Genomic DNA, 23,838 nt, shown 5'->3' with positions numbered 1-23,838 from the left:
CTGGCGGGAGGCCGCGATGAGCCCGTAGGACAGGGCCAGGTTGCCGGAGATGTTGCGGTAGGTGCCGGTGGGGAAGGCCTGGGTGGCGGGGGCGATCTCGTAGGAGACGGCGAAGTCCTCGGTGGTCTCGCCGAAGTTCCAGCCCGCGCGGAAGGCGGCCACGTTCGCCTCGGCGATCTGCGGCTTCTTGGCGAACTTCTGGCGCAGGAATCTTTCCGTGCCCTCGGTGGGCCGGTGGTACATCCACGACAGCAGGCCGAGCGCGAACATGTTCTTCGACCGCTCGGCCTCCTTGCGGGGCAGGCCGAAGTCCTTCAGCGCCTCGATCGTGAGCGTGGTCAGCGGGACGGGGTGGACGTGGTAGCCGTCCAGCGAGCCGTCCTCCAGCGGGCTGGTGTCGTAGCCGACCTTGGCCATGGCGCGTTTGGCGAACTCGTCGGTGTTGACGATGATCTCGCCGCCGCGTGGTACGTCGCCGATGTTGGCCTTCAGGGCGGCGGGGTTCATCGCGACCAGCACGTCCGGGGCGTCGCCCGGGGTGAGGATGTCGTGGTCGGCGAAGTGGAGCTGGAACGACGAGACACCGGGCAGGGTGCCGGCGGGGGCACGGATCTCGGCGGGGAAGTTCGGCAGCGTGGACAGGTCGTTGCCGAACGACGCCGTCTCCGAGGTGAACCGGTCACCCGTCAACTGCATCCCGTCACCCGAGTCACCCGCGAACCGGATGATCACCCGATCCAGACGACGTACCTGCTTCTCGCCGTCGTGCCGTGCCGTCGTGCCGCGCTGTTCCCCGACGACAGCCTCGTCGGCTTCGCCGGCCTCGTCCGCCCGTTCGGCCGGGCTGCTGACCTGGCTGGTCACTGAACTGGACCTCCCTCGAGACAAGGGGCCTCCCCGCCGTCGGCGGGGGAACGCTCGGAAGACCGCCTGGTGGCCGGTGCTCCCAAGGCCCACCCTACGTCCGTAAGGGTCGCCTTCCCTGGATCGCTCAAATGTTGGACGTTATTTTGGAACGTCCTTACACCCGGACTCATCATGCTTTGTCTCCCCCCGACTCCTGCGTGAACGACGCTCCCGGCCGGTCCTCCGGTTCTGCGCCGGCGGGCTGTGACGCCTCCGCTGCCAGACCCTCAGCTGTTCGGACGCATCAGCTGTTCAGATAGGTGAGCACCGCGAGCACCCGCCGGTGATCACCTTCGCTCGGGGCCAGGCCGAGCTTCAAGAAGATGCTGCTCACGTGCTTCTCCACCGCGCCGTCGCTCACCATGAGCTGCCGCGCGATCGCGGAGTTCGTCCGCCCCTCCGCCATCAGCACCAGGACCTCCCGCTCCCGCGGCGTGAGCCCCGCCAGGACGTCCTGCTTACGGCTCCGTCCCAGCAGCTGGGCCACCACCTCCGGGTCCAGGGCCGTACCGCCCCGGGCCACCCGCACCACCGCGTCCACGAACTCGCGGACCTCCGCGACCCGGTCCTTCAGCAGATACCCCACGCCCCGGGAGCTGCCGGCCAGCAGCTCCGTGGCGTACCGCTCCTCCACGTACTGCGACAGCACCAGGACACCGATGCCGGGGTGCTCCTTGCGGAGGCGCACCGCCGCCCGCACCCCCTCGTCGGTGTGCGTCGGGGGCATCCGCACATCGGCGACCACCACGTCCGGCACGCCCCCCTGGGCCGCGAGGTCGTCAATTGTCTTGATCAATGCCTCGCCGTCACCCACCCCCGCGACGACGTCGTGCCCCCGGTCGGTCAGCAGCCGGGTCAGCCCCTCCCGAAGGAGCACGGAGTCCTCGGCGATGACCACCCGTACTCGGTCTTCCACATCTCCCACGATCCTGAAGCCCCCACGCATTGATGTGTTCCACGCGTTTACGCGTCCGGGGTACAGCATTCCAGCATCCGGACCGTCATGGGCTGCCTGTGGATAACCACTTGGGGGGGAGTGTGCAGCTGGCGAGGGGTGTGTCAGGGCCGGTCACGCCAGGGCAACTCGGCGATGATCGCGGTCGGGCCACCGGCCGGTGACTTCACGTCGAGGACGCCGTCGACCGCGTCCAGCCGCTCGGCCAGCCCCGCCAGGCCGGTCCCGCCGTCGAGCCGCGCGCCACCGCGGCCGTTGTCCGTCACCTGGAGCAGCAGCCGGTCCTCCACCCGCCACACGTCGACACCGGCCCGCGTGGCACCGGAGTGCTTGGACACGTTCTGCAGGAGCTCCGAGACGGTGAAGTAGGCGATGCCCTCGATCGCCGGGGCGGGCCGCTCCGGGAGGTCCACCTCGACCGAGACCGGGACGGTGCAGCGGGAGGCGACGGCGGACAGGGCGGCGTCCAGGCCTCGGTCGGTCAGGACGGCGGGGTGGATTCCGCGTGCCAGGTCGCGCAGTTCCTGCAGTGCGATCTTCACCTCGCCGTGTGCCTCCTCGACCATGCGCGCCGCGGCCTCGGGGTCCTCGGTCATCTTCTCCTTGGCGAGGCCCAGGTCCATGGCGAGGGCGACGAGGCGGGCCTGGGCGCCGTCGTGCAGGTCGCGTTCGATGCGGCGCAGATCGGCGGCTGCCGTGTCCACGACCACGCCTCGGTCCGACTCCAGCTCCGACACCCGGCTGGCGAGCCGGGACGGGCCGAGCAGTCCCGTGACGAGCAGCCGGTCGACGGTGGCCAGCGCACGGATCAGCCACGGTGTGAGCATCCAGAGCAGCAGCCCCACCAGGCTCGTCAGCGCCAGCTCGACCGGCGAGTCCAGGTGGATGCTGTGCGTCCCGTCGCCGTACAGCTGCAGCCCGTCGACGCCCGCGTACACCGGGAAGACCCACTGCCACAGCGGATACGTCAGCAGCGCCCAGCCGTACGACCAGAAGGACACCGCCACCGCGAAGGCGAAGGCCGCCCAGGGCATGTGGACCACCGCGTAGAGGAAGTGCCGCCAGGACACGCCGCTCTTGAGCAGGCTGCCCACCCGGGCCATCAGCCCGCGGCCGGGGCCGCCGCGTACCGGATCCGGGTCGGCGATCTCCACCCCCAGCAGCACACGCGCCCGAGCCCGCTCCACCGCGCCGAACCCGCGGCACACGGCGAGGCCGGCGGCGAGGACGGGTATGCCCAGGAAGGTCACGAGCAGCCCCGCGCCGAGCGAGGCCATCGTCAGCGCGACGGTGAAGTAGAAGACGCTGAGCGGCAGGCCCAGCAGCAGGTGGCCGAACTCACGCCAGGTGCGCGCCTCCAACGGCGCACGCAGCGCCGCGGGAACGCGGTGGTGCCGGGTGGTGCCCGAGCCGTATGCCATGGCCATCGGTGTCTGTCCGTTTCTGCGAGTCGCGGTCGCGCACTGCGCGCCCTTGCGTCATGTGTTCAGGCTGCCGGGCCCGGGCCGCGCCCACCATGAGGGCGGTCTCCGTCTTCACCGGGGGTTTTCCCTACTCCCGAGGCGGGTGGGCCCACCCCCAGCGCCCGCTATCGTGCGGCCGGGCGGGAGGTCTCCCGGAGCCGCCAGGGCAGCTCGGCGGTGACGGTGGTCGGACCGCCCGCCGGTGACTCCACCGTGAACAGCCCGTCGACCGCGCCCAGGCGTTCCTCCAGGCCGGGCAGGCCGGTCCCGCCGTCCAGCCGGGCGCCGCCATGGCCGTCGTCCGTCACCTGTATGAGCAGCCGGCCGTCCGCCCGCCATACCTCGACGGCCGCCGAGCGCGCCCCCGCATGCTTGGACACGTTCTGCAGCAGCTCGGAGACGGTGAAGTAGGCGATGCCCTCGATCGCCGGGGCGGGCCGCTCCGGCAGGTCGACGGACACCTTGACCGGGACGGTGCAGCGGGAGGCGACGGCGGACAGGGCGGCGTCCAGGCCTCGGTCGGTCAGGACGGCGGGGTGGATTCCGCGGGCCAGGTCGCGGAGCTCCTGCAGTGCGATCTTCACCTCGCCGTGTGCCTCCTCGACCATGCGCGCCGCGGCCTCGGGGTCCTCGGTCATCTTCTCCTTGGCGAGGCCCAGGTCCATGGCGAGGGCGACGAGGCGGGCCTGGGCGCCGTCGTGCAGGTCGCGTTCGATGCGGCGCAGATCGGCGGCTGCCGTGTCCACGGCCACGCCCCGGTCCGACTCCAGCTCCGCGATCCGCCGCTCCAACTCGTCGGAAGGGGACAGCAGACCGCGCGCCACCGCCCCGTCCACGGCCGCCATGCCCCGCACGATGTAGCCGAGGAATGGCCACAGCACGAGGAGACCCACCAGCGTCACCGCGAAGGTGAGCACGCTCCACGGCAGCCGGACGAACGCGTAGAGCATCGTCCGCCAGGCCACCGGGTCCTTCAGCCCCGTCCACAGCCACGGGAAGAATCCGGCGCCGCGCCGGTGCGGCAGCCGGCTCGGCTCGTCGATCCGTATGCCGAGCAGCGCCCGCGCCCGGGCCCGCTCCGTCCGGCCGAGCACCCGCGCCCCCGCGAGGCCGACGGCGAGCAGCGGCAGCCCGACGACGGTCACCGACAGGCCCACGCCGACGCCCACCACCACCATCACGTAGACAAAGCCGATCACGGCGACCGGGAGATTGGACAGGAGGTACGCGACCTCCCTCCAGGCCTGCCGGCCGAGGGCGAAGCGCGGTGCGGTGCGTGCGGTCATGCGGACCAGCGTGCCCGGCCGTGCACGCCCACGCCATGGGGCTCGTAGGGGGAGTGGAGTAGGGCTAACCCCACCTCACGGGCCACCCGGGCGCCGCCGAAGTGCGGCACGGCTGATTACCCGCGCTTTGCCAGGGCCTACACTCCCGTGCGTAGAGAACGCATAAACAACAGCCGCAACAGCAGCCGCGTGGCAGGGAGCGAGGAACACGGACGTGCCCGAACCGACCGTGGGGACCGTACTCGCCGTCGACTACTTCCAAAGCTACTCGGTAGTAGGGCTACTGGCGCTGCTCGGGGTGCTCTTCGTCGCCGTCGCCTTCGCGGCCGGCCGGCTCCTCCGGCCCGTCGTGCCCACGCAGGAGAAGATGCTCACCTACGAGTGCGGCGTCGACCCGGTGGGCGAGGGCTGGGCCCACACCCAGGTCCGTTACTACGTCTACTCTTTTCTGTACGTCATCTTCGCCGTCGACTCCATCTTCCTCTTCCCCTGGGCGACGGTCTTCGCAGCGCCGGGGTACGGCGCCACGACGCTGGTCGAGATGTTCATCTTCCTCGGCTTCCTCGCCGTAGGACTGCTCTACGCGTACAAGAAGGGCGTCCTGACATGGACGTAACCCCTGTGACTCCCGAGACGCCTGTGGCCTCTGTGGCCCCTGCGAGCCCTGTGGACCTGCCCGAGCCGAAGAGGCTCGGCGTCCTGTCCCGGCTCGCCCCCGAGCCGATGAAGGTGGTCCTGAACTGGGGCCGCCGCTACAGCCTGTGGGTCTTCAACTTCGGACTGGCCTGCTGCGCGATCGAGTTCATCGCCGCGTCGATGGCCCGGCACGACTTCATCCGGCTCGGCGTGATCCCGTTCGCACCCGGCCCGCGCCAGGCCGACCTCATGGTCGTCTCCGGCACCGTCACCGACAAGATGGCCCCGGCGGTGAAGCGGCTGTACGAGCAGATGCCGGAGCCGAAGTACGTCATCTCCTTCGGCGCCTGCTCCAACTGCGGCGGGCCGTACTGGGACTCGTACGCCGTGACCAAGGGCGTCGACCAGATCATCCCCGTCGACGTGTACGTGCCGGGCTGCCCGCCGCGCCCCGAGGCGCTGCTCCAGGGCATCCTCAAGCTCCAGGAGAAGATCGCCCGCGAGTCGCTGGGCGAGCGGTACGGCCACGGGCGGCCCTCCTCGGTCGCGCAGCTGCGCAGCGGCCCCGTGCCGCCGCCGTCCCCGGGAGGCTCGGCGTGAACGCGTACGACCGTCTCCCCGAATCCGTCACCGAGGTCTTCGGCGAGGAGGCCACCGCCGAGCGGGCGTACGACCTGCTGACGGTCGACGTGCCGGCCGGCTCCTGGATCGCCGCGCTGGAAACCGCCCGGGACGAGCTGGGCTGCACCTACTTCGACTGGCTGAGCGCGGTCGACGAACCGGCGACGGGCTTCCGCGTCTGCGCCCACGTCGTCGCCCTGGCCGACGGAGCGGTCCGCCGTCTCCTGCTGCGTACGACCGTGCCGCACGACGCGCCGGTGCTGCCGACCGCCATCGGCGTGTACGCGGGCGCCGCGTGGCACGAGCGCGAGACACACGAGATGTTCGGCGTCCGCTTCGAGAACCACCCGAACCTGGCGCCGCTCCTCCTGCCCGAGAACTTCGAAGGCCACCCGCTGCGCAAGGACTTCGTCCTGGCCGCGCGCGTGGCCAAGGCGTGGCCGGGCGCGAAGGAGCCGGGCGAATCCGAGCACGGCGGTCCCAAGCGCCGCCAGATGCTGCCGCCCGGCGTGCCCGACCCCAACGAGTGGGGCCCCCTCAAGGGCCAGCTCCCCCCTGCCCCGGCGCGCCCCGCCCGCGAACGGCCGGCCCGCGCCGCTGGTGCAGCCGGTGCCGCTGCCGGCGACCGTCCGGTACGCCGCGCCCGTACGGCCGCCGAGGGCTCTGCGAGCCAGGCGGCCCCGGCGGACCCGGCGGCTGCCGGCGCCGCCCCGGCGGCTCCGGCGACCGGCACGCCCCGCCGCGCGCGCAGCGTGAGCGACGGCTCGGCCAGCCAGCGCACGGAGCCCGCAGCACCGGAGGCGGCCACGCCTGCGCCCGAGGCCACGCCCGCGCCGCCGACCCCGCCGCGCACCCGCAGCGCGGACGCGCCCTGGAACAACCCGCGCCCGGCCTTCGACGACGACACCGCCGCCGGGCCCGACGCCGAAGAGCAGCGACGCCCGGAAGGACCCGCACAACCCGCACGCCCGGAGCAGCCGGAGCGACCCGAACAACCGGAGCGATCCGAACAGCCCGAACGACCTGAAGGAGACGCGTGAACGACGTGCTCGACGTCGCCCTCCGCCTGGTCGCCGTCTTCGCCGTGTTCCTCGTCCTGCCCCTGGTGATCGGACAGACGGAGCACAAGGTCATGGCGCACATGCAGGGCCGCCTCGGCCCCATGTACGCCGGCGGCTTCCACGGCTGGGCGCAGCTCGTCGCGGACGGGGTGAAGTTCGCGCAGAAGGAGGACGTGGTCCCGGCCAACGCCGACCGCCGCATCTTCCAGCTCGCCCCCGCCGTCGCCCTCCTTCCGTATCTCCTCGTCCTGGTCGCCATCCCGATCGGGCCGAGCGAGGGCGCCGTCGGCGTCCTGGTCGACGCGGGCGTCTTCTTCGTGCTCGCCGTCATGGGCGTCGGCGTGCTCGGCTCGCTCATGGCGGGCTGGGCGTCCGCCAACAAGTTCTCCCTCCTCGGCGGCCTGCGCACCGCCGCCCAGCTGCTCGCGTACGAGCTGCCCATGCTGCTCGCCGCCGCCTCCGTCGCCATGGCGGCCGGCACCGTCTCCCTCCCCGGCATCGTCAACGCCTTCGAGTGGTGGTGGCTGCCGTGGCAGATCGTCGGCGCGCTGGTCTTCTTCATCGCGGGCCTCGCCGAGCTCCAGCGCCCGCCCTTCGACATGCCGGTCGCCGACTCCGAGATCATCTTCGGCGCGTACACCGAGTACACGGGCCTGCGCTTCGCGCTGTTCCTCCTCGCCGAGTACGCCGGCATCGTCGTGCTCTGCGGTCTGACCACCGTCCTCTTCCTCGGCGGCTGGCACGGCCCCTTCGGCGCCGAGGGGCTCGGCTGGCTCTGGACCCTGCTCAAGACGGCCGTGCTGGCCTTCATCGTGATCTGGCTGCGCGTGAGCTACCCGCGGCTGCGCGAGGACCAGCTGCAGAAGCTCGCCTGGACCACGCTCGTCCCGCTCGCCCTCGCCCAGATCGCCCTCACCGGCATCGTCAAGGTGGTGAACCCCTGATGCCCCCGATTCCCGGATCCGGCCTCGCCAAGGGCCTGGCCGTCACGCTGCGCACGATGACGAAGAAGAGTCACACCGCGCAGTACCCGGACGCCCAGCCCGAACTGCCGCCCCGTACCCGCGGCGTGATCGGACTGTTCGAGGAGAACTGCACGGTCTGCATGCTCTGCGCCCGCGAGTGCCCCGACTGGTGCATCTACATCGACTCCCACAAGGAGACGGTCCCGGCCGCCACGCCGGGCGGGCGTGAGCGCAGCCGCAACGTCCTCGACCGGTTCGCCATCGACTTCGCGCTGTGCATGTACTGCGGTATCTGCATCGAGGTGTGTCCTTTCGACGCGCTGTTCTGGTCGCCGGAGTTCGAGTACGCGGAGACCGACATCCACGACCTCACCCACGAGCGGGACAAGCTCCGCGAGTGGATGTGGACGGTCCCGGAGCCGCCCGCCCTCGATCCGGGCGCCGAGGAGCCGAAGGAGATCGCCGCCGCCCGCAAGGCCGCGGAGAAGCTCGCCGCCGCCCAGGCGGCCGAGGCGGCCCAGGCCGCCGAGCCGGCCGAGGGCCCCCAGTCCACCGAGGGCACCGATGCGTCCGGGGCCACGGGAGGCAGCGAGTGAGCCTCGCCGCAGCCCACGGCTTCCTGTCGCCCACGGGCGTCGAGATCGCCTTCCTCCTCGTCGGCATCGTCACCCTCGGCGCGGCCGTCGTCACCGTCACCACCAAGCAGCTGGTGCACGCCGCCCTGTGGCTGGTCGTGGCACTCGGCGGCATCGCCGTCGAGTACCTCCTCCTCACCGCCGAGTTCGTGGCCTGGGTCCAGGTGCTCATCTACGTCGGTTCCGTCGTCGTCCTCCTCCTCTTCGGTCTCATGCTCACCAAGGCACCCATCGGCCGCTCCCCGGACGCGGACTCGGGCAACCGGCCGGCCGCGCTCGTGGTGGCCGTCGCCGCGGCGGCCGCCCTGATCTGGGTGGTCGTCGACGCGTTCCGCACCACCTGGATCGACCTGGACGGGCCCGTCCAGGGCTCCACCAAGGTGTCCGGCTCGATCCTCTTCCGGCACTGGGTGCTGCCCTTCGAAGCGCTCTCCGTCCTCCTCCTCGCCGCGCTCGTCGGCGCGATCGTCCTGTCCCGCAAGGACCGGGCGACCGACGGAGCCTCGGCCGGCCGGACCGACGGGCGGACCACCGACCGGGAGGGGCAGCGCTGATGCACCTCGCCTATCCCGCGGTCCTCGCCGTCCTGCTCTTCTGCACGGGGCTGTACGGAGTCCTCGCGCGCCGCAACGCGATCCTGGTCCTGATGTCCGTCGAGCTGATGCTCAACGCGGTCAACCTCAACCTCGTCGCGTTCGACGTCTGGCTCCGCGACACCCTCCATGCCGGTCAGGCGCTCACCCTCTTCACCATCGCCATCGCCGCCGCCGAGATCGGCATCGGCCTGGCGATCGTCCTGATGGTCTACCGCAACCGCGGCACCTCCGACATCGACAAGCTCCGCGACAACGCCGAGACGCCGGGCCCCGACGACGCCCCCGACGAGAAGGCCGAGGCCACCGCGTGACCACCACGACCCTCGCCGTCCTCGTCCCCCTCCTTCCGTTCCTCGGTGCCCTGGCCGGGCTGCTGCTCGGCCGCACCGCGCCCGGCTTCGTCCGCCCGCTGGCCGTCCTGCCGACGCTCGCCGCCCTCGTGGTGGCCGTCCTGGTCGCCGTCCGGCAGGGGGGCGGCCGCGCGATCGACGCGGCCACCCAGCTCACCCCGACCGGCTCGGTCCCCATCGAGCTCGCCCTCCACCTGGACGGCTTCGCCGCCCTCGCCGCCGTCCTCGTGGGCGTGGTCGCGTCGTGCGTGCAGATCTACTCGACGGGCTATCTGCGCGACGATCCGCGTTACCCCTCGTACGCGGCGCTCGTCTCCCTCTTCACCTCCGCGATGCTGCTCGTCGTCTACTCAGGCGACCTGATGGTGCTGCTGGTCGGCTGGGAGATCATGGGCATCTGCTCGTACTTCCTGGTCGGCCACTACTGGGAGACGCCCGAGGCGCGGGCCGCCTCCCTGAAGGCGTTCCTCGTCACCAAGCTCGGTGACGTCCCGTTCCTCATCGGTCTCTTCGCGCTGGCGGCCGACGCCGGCACGTTCCGGATCACCGGGATCCTCGGCGCCGTCGCCGCCGATGGCATCGACCACCCGACACTGGTGGCGCTGCTGCTCCTCGCCGGTGTGGCGGGCAAGTCCGCGCAGTTCCCGCTGCACACCTGGCTGCCCGACGCGATGGCCGGCCCGACGCCGGTCTCCGCGCTGATCCACGCCGCGACCATGGTCGCCGCCGGTATCTACTTCGTGGCCCGCCTCCTCCCGCTCTTCGCCGCCTCCGCGGCTGCCATGACCGTGCTCGCCGTGATGGCCGCCGTCACGATGGTGGGCTCCGGACTGGCCGCCCTGGCCCAGGACGACATCAAGCGCGTGCTCGCGTACTCGACCATCGGTCAGCTCGGCTACATGTCGGGCGCCCTGGCCGTCGGCGACCGCGGCGCCGCCGTCTTCCACCTCCTGTCGCACGGCGCCTTCAAGGCGCTGCTCTTCCTCGCCGCCGGCGTGATCATCCATGCCGCCGGCACCAACTCCTTGGCCGCCATGTCCCGCATGCGGGGCCTCGCCGGGCGCATCCCCGACGCCTACTGGACGATGACGGTCGCGCTGCTCGCGCTCGCCGCGATCCCGCCGTTCGCCGGCTTCTTCTCCAAGGAGGCCGTGCTCGTGGCCGCCGAGCACACCGCGCTCGGCGACCGGGCCGTCGCCCCCGCCGGGGCGGGCTGGATCGTGCTCGTCTCCGGTCTGATCACCGCCTTCCTCACCGCCGCCTACGCGACGCGCCTGTGGCTGCTGGCCTTCCGGGGCCGCGGCACCGAGGCCCCCGACCACGGCCGCCAGCCGCTGGTCATGAACGGCGTCCTGTGGGTGCTCGCCGTCCCGTCCCTCGCCTTCGGCCTCACCGCCGGCTACCTGGGCGACTGGTTCGACGGCCAGGAGCTCACCCCCACCGTCACCACGGCGGTGCTCGGCACGGGCATCGCGCTCGTCGGCGGACTGGTCACTTATGCGGCCTGGCACGCGGTGACATCCAAAGCGGGCACGGCGAAGGCCGCCCGCACCCCGCTCGGCGCGGTCGCCGCCCACCCCCGGGAGGAGCCGGCCGTCTCCGAGGAGGAGGCCATCGCCAGCCACACCCCCGCCTACGGCGATATCGCGTCGGCCCCCGACCCCGGACGCCTGCTGCTCGGCCCGCTGCACCGCCACGCCGCCGCCGGCTTCCGCCTCGACGCCGTCTACTCCGCCCTCTTCGTACGCCCCGTCCGGGCCGCGGCCTCCCTGGTCAGCTTCCTCGACCGGGAGGTCGTCGAGACCTACGTACGCGGCGCGGGCAGCGGCACGCACCTGCTCGGCCGGGCCGTACGCCGCGCCCAGACCGGCAATGTGCAGACCTACCTCAGCGTCCTGCTGGCCGGCTCCGTCGTCCTGGCGATCGCCGCCGTACTCGTCGCCGCCGGAGCGTGAGCCGTGATCGATATCAGCGAATCCGTGATGCAGTTCCTTCTCGCGTTCATCGTCGTCGGTCCGCTCATCGGCGCGGCCGCGGCGCTCCTCCCCGCCCCGCCCGGGCTGAAGGGGAAGTCCCCGGACCAGGCCGTACTGCGCCACGGCGTGACCGTGACCGGCGCGGTCCTGGCCGCCGCGATCGTCCTCATGCTGGGCTTCGACCACGACCAGCCGTCGAAGATGCAGGCCACGACGGACATCAGCTGGATCCCCGCGCTCGACGTACGGATCCACCTCGGTACCGACGGCATCTCGCTCCCCCTCCTCGTCCTGACCGCGCTGCTGACCTTCCTCTGCGCGCTGTACAGCTACTTCAAGATGCCCGCGGGCCCGTCCCCGAAGGCCTTCGTCGCCCTGCTGCTCGTCCTCGAGTCCGGCACGCTCGCGACCTTCGCCGTCCTCGACCTGCTGCTGTTCTTCCTGGCCTTCGAGATGGTCCTCATCCCGATGTACTTCCTCATCGCCCGCTGGGGCGGCGAGGGCCGGCGCCAGGCCGCCTGGCGGTTCATCCTCTACACGCTGCTCGGTTCGGTCGTCATGCTGCTCGGCCTGCTCCTCGTCGGGCTGAAGGCGGGCACGTTCGACATGGTGGCACTCGCCACTGACAACGGCCGTGACATCACCACGTCCGTGCAGGTCATCGCCGTTCTGGCGATCGGCTTGGGCCTCGCGGTGAAGACCCCGATGTGGCCGCTGCACAGCTGGCTGCCGGACGCCCACACCGCCGCTCCGACCGTCGGCTCGGTGCTCCTCGCGGGTGTCCTGCTGAAGATGGGTACGTACGGGTTCGTCCGGATCGTCCTGCCGATCACGCCCGACGGCATGCACGTCCTCGCCCCGTACCTCGCGGCCTTCGCCGTCGCCGGCGTCATCTACGGATCGCTCGCCTGCCTCGCCCTGGCCCGCTCCGGCGCCAAGGGCGACCTCAAGCGCCTGATCGCGTACTCCTCCGTCGGCCACATGGGCTTCGTGCTCCTCGGCATCGCCACCATGACGCCCACCGGCGTCAACGGCGCGCTCTTCGCCAACATCGCCCACGGCCTCATCACGGGCCTCCTCTTCTTCCTGGTCGGCGCCCTCAAGGACCGCACCGGCACCACGGACCTCGACGCCCTGGCCCAGCAGACCGGCGCCGCGCTCTACGGCCGCGCGCCGCGCCTCGGCGGCCTGCTGGCCTTCGCCGCCGTCGCCTCGCTCGGCCTGCCCGGCCTCGCCGGGTTCTGGGGCGAGATGCTCGCGCTGTTCGGCGCGTTCCAGCCGGCCGCGGGCCTCAACCGCCCCGCCTTCCTCACCTTCATGGCCATCGGCGCCTTCGGCACGCTGCTCACCGCCGCGTACCTCCTCGTCGTCGTACGCCGCGTCTGCATGGGCGCCCAGCCCGCCGAGGGCCGGCCGCCGATCGCCGACGTCCGGCCGTACGAGCTCGCCGCCTGGACCCCGCTGGCCGTCCTCACCGTCCTCGCCGGCCTCTGGCCCGCGCTCCTCCTCGGCCTCACCGACCCGGCCGTGCAGAAGCTCCTCGCAGGAGGCAAGTCGTGACCGCCGCAGCCGCGAGCACCGCGAACACAGCCCAGCTTGTCCAGTCGGTCGACTGGGCGGCCATCGCGCCGCCCACCATCGCCGCCGTGACCGGCCTGGCCGTGCTCGTCGCCGACCTCTTCGTACCGAAGGACCGCCGCCGCCTCCTCGGCTGGCTGTCGATCGCCGGTCTCGCCGCCGCCCTCGTCGCCCTCGCGCCGCTGCGCAAGGGCGACCGCTCCACCTTCTGCCTCACCACCGAGCCGGACGCGTGCAGCTACACCGCCGACCACTTCACCCTCGTCATCCAGCTCCTGGTGCTCGGCGGCGCCCTCCTGACGGCCCTGCTGTCGCTGACGGAGACCGAGGAGAAGCTCCCGGCCGGGGAGTTCTGGTTCCTGCTGCTGTCCTCCGCCGCCGGAGCGGCCCTGCTGCCCGCCTCCCGCGACCTGGCGACCCTGATCGTCGCCCTGGAGGTCGCCTCGCTGCCCGCGTTCGCGCTCGTCGGTCTCAAGCGCGGCGACCGCATGTCCGGTGAGGCGGCGCTGAAGTTCTTCCTCTCCTCCGTCACCGCGACCGCCGTGTCCCTGCTCGGCGTGAGCTTCGTGTACGCCTCGACCGGCACGCTGCACCTGACGGAGATCGCCCAGGGCATCGACGACACCCCGGCCCAGCTCGCCACCCTCGCCAAGGCGGGCGTCGCCCTCACCCTCGTCGGCTTCGCCTTCAAGACGGCCGCCGTGCCGTTCCACTTCTGGGTGCCGGACACCTATGTCGGCGCGCCGCTCCCCGTCGCCGCGTTCCTCTCCGTCGTCGGGAAGGCGGTCGGCTTCACCGGCCTCATCCTGGTGACCGTCGTCGCGTTCCCCTCGTACGCCGACGTCTGGGGCCCGGCCCTGTCCGTGCTGGCCGCGCTGACCATGACCGTCGGCAACGTCGCCGCCCTGCGGCAGGTCTCCACGCGCGCGTGGAGCGCCGTCCGGCTGCTGGCCTGGTCCTCCGTGGCGCAGGCCGGCTACCTCCTGGTGCCGATCGCGGCCGCCGCGTACTCCAGCAACGACCAGATCGGCGCCACCGTCTCGTACGCCCTGATGTACGCCGTCGTGAACCTCGGCGCCTTCGCGGTCGCCGCCCTGGTGGCCCGTACGCGGCCGCTCAACCGGATCTCCGACTACCGGGGCCTGTACGCGACCCGGCCCGTCACCGCGCTCGCCATGGGCTTCTTCCTGCTGTGCCTGGCGGGCCTGCCGCCCGGCATCATCGGCCTGTTCGCCAAGGTGACCGTGTTCCAGTCGGTGGTCGACGCGGGCCTGGGCTGGCTCGCCGTCGTCATGGGCGTCAACGTGGTGATCGGCCTCTACTACTACCTCCAGTGGACGGCGGTGCTGTTCCGCGCCCCCGAGGCCGGGACGAAGGCGGAGGCGGTGGTGGCCCACGCGGCCGCCCCGGCGCCGATCACCCTCGCCATCGGCCTCACGGCCTTCGCCGGCGTCCTGCTGTCCGGCTACCCCCAGCTGGTGCTGCGCTTCGCCGCGAGCACCCTGTTCTGATCCCCCCCCCACCATTTCGGGAGCACGACCGTGCTGAACGGTTTCAAGGACTTCGTCCTGCGCGGAAACGTCATCTCCATGGCGATCGGTCTGGCCGTCGGGGCCGCCTTCACGGCGGTCGTGACGGCCTTCAGCAACGCCTTCATCGTGCCGCTCATCGGCCTCGCCACCGGCTCGATCGGCGACTACAGCAAGGCCACCTTCACGGTGGAGGGCGCGAAGTTCCCGTACGGCCTCTTCGTCAGCGCGATCCTCGCCTTCCTGATCACGGCGGCCGTCCTGTACTTCGCTGTCGTGGTCCCGATGATGAAGATCCAGAGCCGCTTCAAGCGGGACGAGCCCTTCGACATCAAGGCGGCCCTGCGCGACTGCCCCCGCTGCTACTCCGAGATCCCCGCCGTCGCCAGCCGCTGCCGCCACTGCACCAGCGAGGTCGAGCCGCTGCCCGAGGCGCTCGCCAAGGCCGGGCTGATGCCGGCTCCGCGCTGAGTCACCCGGACGGCCGAGCGCACCGCCCCCCGCGCGCAAGGGAACCCGCCACTCCCGCCTGGCGTTGACCAGTACGGGAGGGTCCACTGGACAGTGGACGAGGACCAGCACCAGCAAGGGTTCCCCTGCCGCACCACTTGGAGGGCGTACCGTGCACCGCCGGCACAACGGGCTGAAGACCGCCGTACTCCTCGGGGGACTGTCCGCACTCATCATCCTCATCGGCAGCCTCTTCGGGCGTACGGGTCTGATCGTCGGGTTGGTCGTGGCGCTCGCCACCAACGGGTACGCGTACTGGAACAGCGACAAACTGGCGCTGCGCGCCATGCGGGCGCGACCGGTGAGCGAGTTCCAGGCGCCGCAGCTGTACCGGATGGTCCGCGACCTGTCGACGCAGGCCCGCCAGCCGATGCCGCGGCTCTACATCTCTCCGACCATGGCCCCGAACGCCTTCGCCACCGGCCGCAACCCCCGCAACGCCGCGGTCTGCTGCACCGAGGGCATCCTCCAGATCCTCGACGAGCGCGAGCTGCGCGGCGTGATCGGCCATGAGCTCAGCCACGTCTACAACCGCGACATCCTGATCTCGTCCGTGGCCGGCGCCCTCGCCTCGGTGATCATGTTCCTGGTGAACTTCGCCTGGCTGATCCCGATCGGCCGCTCGGACGACGACGAAGGCCCCGGCCTGCTCGGCATGCTCCTGATCATGCTGCTCGGCCCGCTCGCCGCGGCGGTCATCCAACTCGCCATCAGCCGCTCGCGGGAGTACGAGGCGGACGCCTCGGGCGCCCAGCTGACCGGCGACCCGCTGGCCCTGGCCAGCGCCCTGCGGAAGCTGGAGGCGGGCGCCAAGCGGCTCCCGCTGCCGCCGGAGCCCAGGATCGAGACCGCCAGCCACATGATGATCGCCAACCCGTTCCGGCCGGGCCAGGGGGTCGCGCGGATGTTCTCCACCCACCCGCCGATGGCGGAACGTATTGCCCGGCTCGAAGAGATGGCAGGTCGCCGCCCGTGAAGACGATCCTCAACCTCGTATGGCTGGTCCTGAGCGGCTTCTGGCTGTTCCTCGGCTACCTCGCGGCCGGCCTACTGCTCTGCATCACCGTCATCGGCATCCCCTTCGGCGTCGCCGCGTTCCGCATCGGCCTGTACGCCTTGTGGCCCTTCGGCCAGACGGTGGTGGACCGCCGCGACGCGGGCGCGGCGTCCTGCGTCGGGAACGTGCTGTGGCTGGTGCTGGCGGGCTGGTGGCTGGCGATCGGCCACATCGTCACGGGCATCGCCCTGTGCGTCACGATCATCGGGATCCCGCTCGGCATCGCCAACTTCAAGCTGATCCCGGTCTCGCTGCTGCCGCTCGGCAAGGAGATCGTTCCGACGGACCGGCCGTTCGCGGCCCGCTGACGCCGCCCCCTAGCCGCGCCGCACCGCGTAGGTCACCGCGCCCGCCGCCAGTACCGCCGCGCCCGCGAGTACGGACGACACCGGCAGGGCGAACGCCAGCAGCGCGCACCCCGCCAGGCCCGCCGCCGCCAGGGCGCGGCCGGTACCGAGGGTCCACGCCGAGGCGTTGGCGATCGCGTAATAGGCCAGCACCCCGAACGACGAGAAGCCGATCGCCCCGCGCAGGTCCGCCGTGGCCGCCACCACCGCGACGAGCGCGCCCACCGCCAGCTCCGCGTGGTGCGGCACCTGGAAGCGGGGGTGGACGGCGGCGAGGGCGCGCGGCAGGTGGCCGTCGCGGGCCATCGCCAGCGTCGTCCGGGAGACGCCGAGGATCAGCGCCAGCAGCGAACCGAGCGCGGCCACCGCCGCGCCGACCCGCACCACCGGGACCAGCCAGCCGTGGCCCGCCGCCCGCGCCGCGTCCGCGAGCGGAGCCGCCGACTGGGCGAGCTCCCGCGTGCCCAGCACCGACAGGACGGAGACCGCCACGCCCACGTACACCACGAGCGCGATGCCGAGAGCGAGGGGGACCGCCCGCGGGATGGTCCGCGCCGGATCCCTGACCTCCTCGCCGAGGGTGGCGATCCGCGCGTACCCCGCGAAAGCGAAGAACAGCAATCCCGCGGCCTGGAGCACACCTCCCAGCGTCGCGTCGCTCCCCAGCTCCAGCCGTCCGAAGTCCGCAGCCCCCGACCCGAGAGAGGAGACCGCCACCGCGGCCAGGACCGCCAGCACCACAGCCACGATCGCGCGCGTCACCCACGCCGACTTCTGCACGCCCCCGTAGTTCACGGCGGTCAGCGCCACCACCGCCGCGACCGCGACCGCGTGCGCCTGACCCGGCCACACGTACGCGCCGACCGTCAGCGCCATCGCCGCGCACGACGCGGACTTGCCCACGACGAAGGCCCAGCCCGCCAGGAACCCCCAGAAAGGACCGAGCCGTTCGCGACCGTACACATAGGTGCCACCCGACGCCGGATAGCGGGCGGCGAGGCGCGCCGACGCCATGGCGTTGCAGTACGCCACGCCCGCGGCCAGCGCGAGCCCGGCGAGCAGCCCGCTGCCGGCCGCTCCGGCCGCCGGTGCCAGCGCCGCGAAGATGCCGGCGCCGACCATGGAGCCCAACCCGATGACGACCGCGTCGAAGACGCCCAGCGACCGCCGCAACTCCCGTGTCATGTGCCGCACCCTACTGACGCCGCCCGCAACCACGCCGGGGCCCCGCGGCGTCCTTCAGGGCAACACCGTATGAAAGGCGGGTTCCCGGCATGAGCTTCCTCAGCTGGATCGTCCTCGGGCTGCTGGCCGGAGTCATCGCCAAGATCCTGCTCCCGGGCCGCGACCCCGGCGGCCTGATCGGCACCACCGTCATCGGCGTCGCGGGCGCCTTCGTCGGCGGCTGGCTGTCGGCCCGCCTCCTGGACCGGCCGATCACCAACGAGTTCTACGACGGGGCCACCTGGGCGGCGGCCATCGGCGGCTCGCTGGTGCTGCTGATCGCCTACCGGATCCTGTTCGGCCACTCCCGCTCCCGCTGAGCGCCGCGCCCTCAGGAGAGACCGGTCTCCCGCAGCGTGATGTTCAGCCGTCCCGAGGCGAGCCCCGTCCCCGGGTCGGCCGTGTCCGGGTACACCTTCGGCACGCCGTGGTACGCGAACCGCGACGGCCCGCCGAAGACGAACAGATCGCCCGACGCCAGCTCCACGTCCGTGTAGGGCCGTCCGCGCGTTTCGGTGTTCCCGAACCGGAAGACGCAACGGTCCCCGATGCTCAGCGACACCACCGGAGCGCCGGACCGCTCCTCCCGGTCCCGGTGCATGCCCATCCGGGCCCCGCGCTCGTAGAAGTTGACCAGCGCGGTGTCCGGGGCGTAGCCGCCGACCCCGACTTCACCCCCGCCTTCATCCCCGTACGCCGCCACGAGCGCCGCCCGCCCCAACTCCGCCAGCCAGTCGGGGAACTCCGCCACGCGGGCGCCGTTCACGTCGTCGGCGGTGCGGCTGTAGCGGTACGGCTGCCAGTGCCAGCCCACGCACACGGTGTGGACGGACATCACGCCACCGCCCGGCAGCACCGTCTGGCGCATCGGTACGGGCCCGCGCGCCCACCCCCGGCACGCCTCGACGAGCTGCCGCTGCCGCCGCGCCGACAGCCACCCCGGCACGTGCACCGCGCCCGGCGCGACCTCCGTCCGCTCGCGCCGCAGCGGAAACAGGCCGTCGTGAAACGGGCCGTCGGCCCCGCCCGTCACCGCGCCCGCACGCCTTCCAGGCACAGCAGCCGCTCCTTGCGCTCCAGCCCGGCCGCGTACCCGCGCAGCGCCCCGTCCGCGCCGATGACCCGGTGGCACGGGCGTACCACCAGCAGCGGGTTGCGCCCGATCGCGGTCCCCACGGCCCGCACTCCCGCCCCCGGCGAGCCGACCCGTGCGGCGATCTGCCCGTACGTCGCGGTCTCGCCGTACGGGATGTCCTCCAGCGCCCGCCACACCCGCCGCTGGAAGGCCGTGCCGGCCCCGTCGGCGTACGGGATGTCGAAGCGCGTCAGCCGGCCCGCGAAGTACGCCGCGAGCTGCGCGGCGATGCCCTCGAACGCCTCCGGCGCGTGTCGCCACCCGTCCTGGACGACCGCGCCGCCCTTGTGCTCCGGCAGCGAGAGCGAGACCAGCGCGGTGCCGGCCCCGTCCGGGGCGGACTCCTCGCCGACCAGCAGCATCGCGCCGAGCGGCCCGTCGACGTACGCGTACACCGTCATGGCTCGGTCTTCCCTTCCTCGCGCTCGGCCCCTTACGAGGCCCGACCGCCAGTCTGGGCCCGGGCCCGCGCCGACCGCTGGCGGAAATCGGACACGAAGGCCAGGCCTCGGGCGGTCTCAGCGGCGGCCCCGGCAGCGGCTCAGCGGTAGTTCACGAACTGCAGCGCGAAGTCGAAGTCCTGCTGCTTGAGCAGGGCGATCACGGCCTGCAGGTCGTCACGGCTCTTCGAGCTGACCCGCAGCTCCTCGCCCTGCACCTGCGCCTTGACGCCCTTGGGGCCCTCGTCACGGATGATCTTCGCCACCTTCTTGGCGTTCTCCTGGGAGATGCCCTCCTGGATCGACGCGAAGATCTTGTACTCCTTGCCGGACAGCTGCGGCTCACCGGCGTCCAGCGCCTTCAGCGAGATGCCCCGCTTGATCAGCTTGGACTGGAAGACGTCGAGGATGGCGTTGACCCGCTCCTCCGAGTTCGCCTGCATCAGGATCTTGTCGCCGGACCAGGAGATGGAGGCTCCGACGTTCTTGAAGTCGTAGCGCTGGGAGATCTCCTTCGCCGCCTGGTTGAGAGCGTTGTCGACCTCCTGCCGATCGACCTTCGAGACGATGTCGAAACTGGAGTCGGCCATGTCCTGTGGCTCCTTGGGTCGGGTGCGTGTCAGTGCCTCAAAGCCTAGTCACCCACACCCGCCCCACCTGCTGATCAAACCGGTGGCTCAGCACCCCCTGGCATCAGGTATTGTTTACGTCGTTGCCACGGAGCACCGCCGAAAGGCGGACCTCTCCACAGCGACATCCCATGGCGGTGTGCCCGAGTGGCCAATGGGAGCGGACTGTAAATCCGTCGGCTTAGCCTACCCAGGTTCGAATCCTGGCGCCGCCACGCGATGAAACCCCCGTTGAACTGCGTAACCGCAGTTCAACGGGGGTTTTTCGCACGCCGCCGCTTCCACGCCCCTCACTCGCCCGCGATCGCCTTGACGGCGACCGCCACCGGCACCGACCCGCTCACCAGCTCCAGCGTCAGCCCCGCCGTCGCCGGGGTCTCCACCAGCTCTGCCAGCACCGCCGCCACGTCGTCGCGCGGCACCGGCCCGCGCCCGGTGGACGCCTCCAGCCGGACGAGCCCCGTACCGGCGTCGTTCGTCAGCATGCCGGGCTTGAGGATCGTCCAGTCCAGCCCGCTGCGCGACCGCACGTAGTCGTCCGCCGCGCCCTTCGCCCGCAGGTACGCGTCGAAGACCTCGTCGCCCTGCCGCCGCGCGTCCGCGCCCATCGACGAGACCATCAGGAACCGCCGTACCCCCGCCCGTTCCGCCGCGTCCGCGAAGAGCTCCGCCGCGCCCCGGTCCACGGTGTCCTTGCGTGCGACGCCGCTGCCCGGCCCGGCGCCGGCCGCGAAGACCGCCGCGTCCGCGCCGCGCAGCACCTCCCCGACCTCGTCGGCCGACGCCGACTCCAGGTCCAGGACGACCGGTTCGGCGCCCGCCTCGCGCAGCGCGTCCGCCTGTTCCGGGTCGCGGATGATCCCCGCCGCCTCGTGCCCGCCGGCCGAGAGCAGCCGCTCCAGCCGCAGGGCGATCTGACCGTGTCCTCCAGCGATGACAATGCGCATGCTCTCGACCGTACGACCCCGGAGCCGAAAGCGCTCAGGGACGGGCGTCCGGCCGTCCCTGGCGCGGCAGTTCGAGCGCCGCCGCCGAGTCGCAGTACTCCCGCACCGCGCTCGTCCGCGCCACCACCCGCCCCCGGTGCACCACGATCCGGCTGTACGCCAGCGACAGCACCCCCGACAGCCGCTCCCCGCGCACCGCCAGCAGCTCCGCCGGAAAACCCGCCTCCACGCGCACGGCCGGCAGCCCCATCGCCTCCCGCGCGGCCCCGCTCACCGCCGCGTACGCCTCGGCCGCCGCCAGCCCGCCCTGCGAGGCCAGCAGGTACGCCGCCTCCAGCGGATCGCCCCGCCCCACCGGATTGGCCACGTCCCGCAGCGCCCCGCTTCCCGCCGCCAGCCGCACCCCCGCCGCCCGCAGCAGCCGTACGGGCGCGGCGCCGCGCACCTCCGTCCCCGCGCAGCCGCCCTGCGGCAGGCACACGACCGTCACGCCCGCCGCCGCGAGCCGGTCGGCCGCCCGGGCCGCCGCGTCCCGTGGCAGCCGCCCCAGGGCCCCGCAGGGGCCGATGGTGACCCCGGGCCGCAGCCCGCCGGCCAGCGCGGCCAGCCGCGCCAGGCGTGCCGGATCGTCGCCGTCGGTGTGCAGGTCCACCGGGCAGCCGTGCTCGGCCGCCACCTCCAGCACCGCCTCCGCGTACCCGATGGGATCCGGGTCCAGGTCCGGGCAGCCCCCGACGACGGAGGCGCCCATCTTCACCGCGTCGCGCAGCATCGCCAGGCCGTCCGCGCCCGCCACGCCGGTCAGCAGCCGCGGCACGGCCACCGCCGTCAGGTCGGCCAGCCCGCGCAGCGAGCGGCGTGCCTGGAGGACCGCCTCCAGCGGTCCGAGGCCCTGCACGTCGCCGATCCGGACGTGGGCCCGCACGGCGGTCGCGCCGTGGCCGAGCTGGAGCAGCGCGGCCTCGGTGGCACGGCGCTGGACGTCCTCGGTGGCGTACGACACGGGTCCGGGGGAGTCGGCGCTCAGGGCGGTGTCGGCGTGGGCGTGCGGCTCGGCGGCGGCGGGCAGCAGCACGTAGCCGCCGAGGTCGACCCGGGCGGTGCCGGCGGCGGGCAGGCTGCCCGCCGTGCCGACGGCCTCGATACGCCCGCCGGCGAGCCGTACGTCGACGGTCCGGCCGTCGGTGAGGCGGGCGCCGCACAGCAGCAGCGTGGTGGTGTCGGCGGTGGCGCCCTCGGGCGGGTGCGGCTGCTGGCTGTCGGAGGACATCTGGCTCCTCTGGCTCCTGGCGGGGGCTCGGGCGCGACCCGGACATCGGTCGTCAGGGCGCGGGTACGCGCAAGATCACGCAGCGTGAGGCGAGCCTAGGGGCCCTTCCGCGGGGCTTCGAGGAGGAGCGCAATAGTCGTACCGGCGTGGGGCGCGAGTGGCCTACGGGGTGGGGGAGTCGGCAGGCGTCGCGCCGCCCGGAATCGGATTTGGGCGAACGGCGGCCGACCGTGTAATGTCTTCATCGCTCGCCCCAATAGCTCAGTCGGCAGAGCGTCTCCATGGTAAGGAGAAGGTCTACGGTTCGATTCCGTATTGGGGCTCTGGTGTCGGTGATCCTCGCCTTCGGGCGAGGGGATCCAGCATCACAGCGGTGTAGCTCAGTCGGTAGAGCAAGCGGCTCATAATCGCTGTGTCACCGGTTCAAGTCCGGTCACCGCTACTTACACAAAGTAGCCGATTGTAGGGTCGGTCCTTCGATCGGCTACTCTTTCTTGCGTTCACCCGTCCATCCGTCCGTCATAGGAGCACTCACGTGGCTGCCACCGACGTCCGCCCGAAGATCACGCTGGCCTGCGTGGAGTGCAAGGAGCGGAACTACATCACCAAGAAGAACCGGCGTAACAACCCGGACCGTCTTGAGATGAAGAAGCACTGCCCGCGCTGCAACGCGCACACCGCGCACCGCGAAACGCGCTGAATCAGGCTCGTACACGAGGCCGTCCCCACCTGGGGGCGGCCTCGCGTCGTTTGTCACCACGATCATTGCCACAGTCGGCAGGAGCATCAGCAGGAGGTAGCCAGCCCATGGCGCTCGACCAGTCCTTCGTGGGGCGGACCTATCCGCCCACCGCGCCGTACGAGGTCGGCCGGGAAAAGATCCGCGAATTCGCCGAGGCGATCGGCGACGCGAATCCGGCTTACGTCGATACGGAGGCTGCCAAGGCGCTGGGCCACCCCGAGGTGATCGCCCCGCCGACTTTTGTGTTCGCCATCACGTTCAAGGCGGCCGGACAGATCATCGAGGACCCGCAGCTGGGCCTCGACTACAGCCGGGTGGTCCACGGCGACCAGAAGTTCGCCTACAGCCGTCCGGTACGCGCGGGGGACCGGCTCTCGGTCACCTCGACCATCGAGGCCATCAAGTCGCTCGCGGGCAACGACATCATGGACGTCCGGGGCGAGGTGCACGACGAGGCCGGCGAGCACGTCGTGACGGCGTGGATCAAGCTGGTGGCGCGGGCCGCCGAGGAGGCGTGAGGCGACGATGACGGCGAAGATCGCATACGACGAGGTCGAGGTCGGCACCGAGCTCCCGGCGCAGAGCTTCCCCGTGACGCGCGCCACGCTGGTGCGGTACGCGGGCGCCTCCGGGGACTTCAACCCGATCCACTGGAACGAGAAGTTCGCCAAGGAGGTCGGCCTGCCGGACGTCATCGCGCATGGCATGTTCACCATGGCGGCGGCGATCCGGGTGGTCACGGACTGGGCCGGCGACCCGGCCGCGGTGGTCGAGTACGGCGTGCGCTTCACGAAGCCGGTCGTCGTCCCCAACGACGACCAGGGCGCCGTGATCGACGTCACGGCGAAGGTGGCCGCGAAGCTGGACGACAACCGGGTGCGGGTCGACCTCACCGCGATGAGCGCGGGCCAGAAGGTCCTCGGCATGTCGCGCGCCGTGGTGCGGCTGGCCTGAGGCCCGCGCCCGGCCGCCCCCGGGGG

27 protein-coding genes and 3 tRNA genes are annotated in these 23,838 nt (G+C 72.0%); 20 read left to right on the top strand and 10 right to left on the bottom strand.

What is annotated here, in order from left to right:
- The 4 genes from ACIRNI_RS24045 to ACIRNI_RS24030 all read right to left on the bottom strand — a co-directional run.
- The coding region (locus ACIRNI_RS24045) for a 2-oxoacid:acceptor oxidoreductase family protein (RefSeq protein WP_403554114.1) at positions 1–864 on the bottom strand (864 nt) is incomplete at its 3' end.
- Between the two features lie 286 nt (positions 865–1,150).
- Positions 1,151–1,852, bottom strand: a complete 702-nt coding sequence (locus ACIRNI_RS24040) for a response regulator (RefSeq protein ID WP_403554112.1) — start codon at positions 1,850–1,852, stop codon at positions 1,151–1,153.
- Positions 1,853–1,965: 113 nt separating this feature from the next.
- Positions 1,966–3,288 (bottom strand): sensor histidine kinase, encoded by a 1,323-nt coding sequence (locus ACIRNI_RS24035; RefSeq protein ID WP_403554110.1) that lies wholly within the window; start codon positions 3,286–3,288, stop codon positions 1,966–1,968.
- A gap of 161 nt (positions 3,289–3,449) precedes the next feature.
- Positions 3,450–4,610, bottom strand: coding sequence for a sensor histidine kinase (locus ACIRNI_RS24030; RefSeq protein ID WP_403554109.1), 1,161 nt, complete (start codon positions 4,608–4,610; stop codon positions 3,450–3,452).
- 214 nt (positions 4,611–4,824) lie between these two features.
- Between ACIRNI_RS24030 and ACIRNI_RS24025 the strand changes: the two genes are divergently transcribed.
- The 13 genes from ACIRNI_RS24025 (at position 4,825) to ACIRNI_RS23965 (ending at position 16,432) form a co-directional block, all read left to right on the top strand.
- The gene (locus ACIRNI_RS24025) at positions 4,825–5,226 is read left to right on the top strand and encodes an NADH-quinone oxidoreductase subunit A (protein WP_355366633.1); all 402 of its coding nucleotides are present in this window, start codon (positions 4,825–4,827) and stop codon (positions 5,224–5,226) included.
- Positions 5,217–5,846, top strand: coding sequence for an NADH-quinone oxidoreductase subunit B (locus ACIRNI_RS24020; RefSeq protein ID WP_403554108.1), 630 nt, complete (start codon positions 5,217–5,219; stop codon positions 5,844–5,846). The genes ACIRNI_RS24025 and ACIRNI_RS24020 overlap by 10 nt, the downstream gene beginning before the upstream one ends.
- Positions 5,843–6,907: an NADH-quinone oxidoreductase subunit C gene (locus tag ACIRNI_RS24015; protein ID WP_403554107.1), complete on the top strand. Its 1,065-nt coding sequence runs from the start codon at positions 5,843–5,845 to the stop codon at positions 6,905–6,907. Before ACIRNI_RS24020 ends, ACIRNI_RS24015 begins: the two co-directional genes overlap by 4 nt.
- Positions 6,904–7,872, top strand: a complete 969-nt coding sequence (locus tag ACIRNI_RS24010) for an NADH-quinone oxidoreductase subunit H (RefSeq protein ID WP_403554105.1) — start codon at positions 6,904–6,906, stop codon at positions 7,870–7,872. The genes ACIRNI_RS24015 and ACIRNI_RS24010 overlap by 4 nt, the downstream gene beginning before the upstream one ends.
- Complete coding sequence (locus ACIRNI_RS24005) at positions 7,872–8,489, top strand: NuoI/complex I 23 kDa subunit family protein (protein WP_403554103.1); 618 nt, start codon at positions 7,872–7,874, stop codon at positions 8,487–8,489. The genes ACIRNI_RS24010 and ACIRNI_RS24005 overlap by 1 nt, the downstream gene beginning before the upstream one ends.
- Positions 8,486–9,082, top strand: coding sequence for an NADH-quinone oxidoreductase subunit J (locus tag ACIRNI_RS24000; RefSeq protein ID WP_403554102.1), 597 nt, complete (start codon positions 8,486–8,488; stop codon positions 9,080–9,082). Before ACIRNI_RS24005 ends, ACIRNI_RS24000 begins: the two co-directional genes overlap by 4 nt.
- Positions 9,082–9,435 (top strand): NADH-quinone oxidoreductase subunit NuoK, encoded by a 354-nt coding sequence (gene nuoK, locus ACIRNI_RS23995; RefSeq protein WP_355366651.1) that lies wholly within the window; start codon positions 9,082–9,084, stop codon positions 9,433–9,435. Before ACIRNI_RS24000 ends, nuoK begins: the two co-directional genes overlap by 1 nt.
- On the top strand, positions 9,432–11,429 hold the full coding sequence (locus ACIRNI_RS23990) for an NADH-quinone oxidoreductase subunit L (RefSeq protein WP_403554100.1): 1,998 nt from the start codon (positions 9,432–9,434) through the stop codon (positions 11,427–11,429). Before nuoK ends, ACIRNI_RS23990 begins: the two co-directional genes overlap by 4 nt.
- 3 nt (positions 11,430–11,432) lie before the next feature.
- Positions 11,433–13,010, top strand: coding sequence for a NuoM family protein (locus ACIRNI_RS23985; RefSeq protein WP_403554099.1), 1,578 nt, complete (start codon positions 11,433–11,435; stop codon positions 13,008–13,010).
- Complete coding sequence (locus ACIRNI_RS23980; RefSeq protein ID WP_403554097.1) at positions 13,007–14,539, top strand: NADH-quinone oxidoreductase subunit N; 1,533 nt, start codon at positions 13,007–13,009, stop codon at positions 14,537–14,539. The genes ACIRNI_RS23985 and ACIRNI_RS23980 overlap by 4 nt, the downstream gene beginning before the upstream one ends.
- A gap of 30 nt (positions 14,540–14,569) precedes the next feature.
- A complete protein-coding gene (mscL, locus tag ACIRNI_RS23975) occupies positions 14,570–15,028 on the top strand; it encodes a large conductance mechanosensitive channel protein MscL (protein ID WP_403554095.1) in 459 nt (152 codons plus the stop codon).
- Positions 15,029–15,179: 151 nt separating this feature from the next.
- Positions 15,180–16,043 carry a zinc metalloprotease HtpX gene (htpX, locus tag ACIRNI_RS23970; RefSeq protein ID WP_403554094.1) on the top strand — a complete coding sequence of 288 codons (864 nt, stop codon included), beginning with the start codon at positions 15,180–15,182 and terminating at the stop codon, positions 16,041–16,043.
- The gene (locus tag ACIRNI_RS23965) at positions 16,040–16,432 is read left to right on the top strand and encodes a YccF domain-containing protein (RefSeq protein ID WP_403554092.1); all 393 of its coding nucleotides are present in this window, start codon (positions 16,040–16,042) and stop codon (positions 16,430–16,432) included. The genes htpX and ACIRNI_RS23965 overlap by 4 nt, the downstream gene beginning before the upstream one ends.
- 9 nt (positions 16,433–16,441) lie before the next feature.
- Here ACIRNI_RS23965 and ACIRNI_RS23960 read toward each other — a convergent pair whose 3' ends face one another.
- A complete protein-coding gene (locus tag ACIRNI_RS23960; RefSeq protein ID WP_403554090.1) occupies positions 16,442–17,656 on the bottom strand; it encodes an APC family permease in 1,215 nt (404 codons plus the stop codon).
- An 89-nt stretch (positions 17,657–17,745) separates the two neighbouring features.
- On the opposite strand from ACIRNI_RS23960, the gene ACIRNI_RS23955 reads away from it, so the two are divergent.
- On the top strand, positions 17,746–18,015 hold the full coding sequence (locus ACIRNI_RS23955; protein WP_355366675.1) for a GlsB/YeaQ/YmgE family stress response membrane protein: 270 nt from the start codon (positions 17,746–17,748) through the stop codon (positions 18,013–18,015).
- A gap of 11 nt (positions 18,016–18,026) precedes the next feature.
- Here ACIRNI_RS23955 and ACIRNI_RS23950 read toward each other — a convergent pair whose 3' ends face one another.
- The 3 genes from ACIRNI_RS23950 to ACIRNI_RS23940 form a co-directional block, all read right to left on the bottom strand.
- On the bottom strand, positions 18,027–18,752 hold the full coding sequence (locus ACIRNI_RS23950; protein WP_403554088.1) for an alpha-ketoglutarate-dependent dioxygenase AlkB family protein: 726 nt from the start codon (positions 18,750–18,752) through the stop codon (positions 18,027–18,029).
- Positions 18,725–19,231 carry a methylated-DNA--[protein]-cysteine S-methyltransferase gene (locus ACIRNI_RS23945; protein WP_403554086.1) on the bottom strand — a complete coding sequence of 169 codons (507 nt, stop codon included), beginning with the start codon at positions 19,229–19,231 and terminating at the stop codon, positions 18,725–18,727. The genes ACIRNI_RS23950 and ACIRNI_RS23945 overlap by 28 nt, the downstream gene beginning before the upstream one ends.
- 140 nt (positions 19,232–19,371) lie before the next feature.
- Positions 19,372–19,860 (bottom strand): YajQ family cyclic di-GMP-binding protein, encoded by a 489-nt coding sequence (locus ACIRNI_RS23940; RefSeq protein ID WP_355366684.1) that lies wholly within the window; start codon positions 19,858–19,860, stop codon positions 19,372–19,374.
- Positions 19,861–20,032: 172 nt separating this feature from the next.
- Here ACIRNI_RS23940 and ACIRNI_RS23935 point away from each other — a divergent pair.
- Positions 20,033–20,114, top strand: a tRNA-Tyr gene (locus ACIRNI_RS23935).
- A 75-nt stretch (positions 20,115–20,189) separates the two neighbouring features.
- Here the strand turns inward: ACIRNI_RS23935 and ACIRNI_RS23930 are convergent.
- On the bottom strand, positions 20,190–20,846 hold the full coding sequence (locus ACIRNI_RS23930; RefSeq protein WP_403554084.1) for an SDR family oxidoreductase: 657 nt from the start codon (positions 20,844–20,846) through the stop codon (positions 20,190–20,192).
- 34 nt (positions 20,847–20,880) lie between these two features.
- Positions 20,881–22,116, bottom strand: a complete 1,236-nt coding sequence (locus tag ACIRNI_RS23925; protein WP_403554082.1) for an amidohydrolase family protein — start codon at positions 22,114–22,116, stop codon at positions 20,881–20,883.
- A gap of 250 nt (positions 22,117–22,366) precedes the next feature.
- Between ACIRNI_RS23925 and ACIRNI_RS23920 the strand changes: the two genes are divergently transcribed.
- The 5 genes from ACIRNI_RS23920 (at position 22,367) to ACIRNI_RS23900 (ending at position 23,812) form a co-directional block, all read left to right on the top strand.
- A tRNA-Thr gene (locus ACIRNI_RS23920) sits at positions 22,367–22,439 on the top strand.
- Positions 22,440–22,485: 46 nt separating this feature from the next.
- Positions 22,486–22,558: transfer RNA gene (locus ACIRNI_RS23915), tRNA-Met, on the top strand.
- A gap of 93 nt (positions 22,559–22,651) precedes the next feature.
- On the top strand, positions 22,652–22,816 hold the full coding sequence (gene rpmG, locus ACIRNI_RS23910; protein ID WP_003948671.1) for a 50S ribosomal protein L33: 165 nt from the start codon (positions 22,652–22,654) through the stop codon (positions 22,814–22,816).
- A 107-nt stretch (positions 22,817–22,923) separates the two neighbouring features.
- Positions 22,924–23,376, top strand: a complete 453-nt coding sequence (locus tag ACIRNI_RS23905) for a MaoC family dehydratase N-terminal domain-containing protein (RefSeq protein ID WP_403554080.1) — start codon at positions 22,924–22,926, stop codon at positions 23,374–23,376.
- A 7-nt stretch (positions 23,377–23,383) separates the two neighbouring features.
- On the top strand, positions 23,384–23,812 hold the full coding sequence (locus ACIRNI_RS23900; RefSeq protein WP_403554078.1) for a MaoC family dehydratase: 429 nt from the start codon (positions 23,384–23,386) through the stop codon (positions 23,810–23,812).
- Positions 23,813–23,838 lie beyond the last annotated feature (26 nt).

Source organism: Streptomyces sp. NPDC093546, assembly GCF_044765045.1.
In the GTDB taxonomy this organism is placed as follows: Bacteria; Actinomycetota; Actinomycetes; order Streptomycetales; family Streptomycetaceae; genus Streptomyces.
The sequence above is the reverse complement of the archived record's forward strand: the minus strand, read 5'-3'. Positions and strand labels throughout refer to the sequence as shown.